Consider the following 631-nt stretch of genomic DNA (forward strand, 5'->3'; position numbering starts at 1 on the left):
GAGCCAGCCTGTGCCCGCAGGGCAAGGGAGGGCGCCAGCGCATTTTCAGGCGAAGTGGAAACCGGTTCGCCGTAAGAAAATGCGCCACGAAGCACTTCCGCAATCGGGCTCTTCTCCCCCGCGGAGAAAAGCTCATCCGACGGTCCGGACGAGGGGGCAATTTCGGTGGCCGCGATGGCCGATTTGATCAGGTATTCCATATCCGCGATCCTTCACGAGCGGAGATCTGTTCCACAAGCGAGCCTGGGCGGGCGACAGGCGCCCGCGCCGGTCGATCTGAGCGGTTCTTGCGAACGGCTCAGATCACGTAGGATCGGAGAGGCTCGAAGCCGTTGAAGGCGACCGCCGAGTAGGTGGTCGTGTAGGCCCCGGTGCCTTCGATCAGCACCTCGTCGCCGATGGTCAGCGACAAGGGCAGCGGATAAGGCGTCTTCTCATACATCACGTCGGCCGAATCGCAGGTCGGGCCGGCGAGCACGCAAGGCGCGGTCTCCGAGCCGTCATGGCGGGTGACCAGCGGATAGCGGATCGCCTCGTCCATCGTCTCGGCGAGACCGCCGAACTTGCCGATGTCGAGGAACACCCAGCGCACATTGTCATTGTCGGCCTTCTTGGAGATCAGCACGACTTC

1 protein-coding gene and 1 pseudogene are annotated in these 631 nt (G+C 63.2%); both read right to left on the bottom strand.

Going from position 1 to position 631, the window contains the following annotated elements:
* Positions 1 to 200: hypothetical protein (locus EOA28_RS37740; protein WP_148671211.1), on the bottom strand; the 200-nt coding region annotated here is incomplete at its 3' end.
* A 98-nt stretch (positions 201 to 298) separates the two neighbouring features.
* Positions 299 to 631 (bottom strand): annotated as a pseudogene (locus EOA28_RS37745) (ornithine decarboxylase); the annotation flags it as partial.

Source organism: Mesorhizobium sp. M2A.F.Ca.ET.067.02.1.1 (assembly GCF_004023285.1).
In the GTDB taxonomy this organism is placed as follows: domain Bacteria; phylum Pseudomonadota; class Alphaproteobacteria; order Rhizobiales; family Rhizobiaceae; genus Mesorhizobium.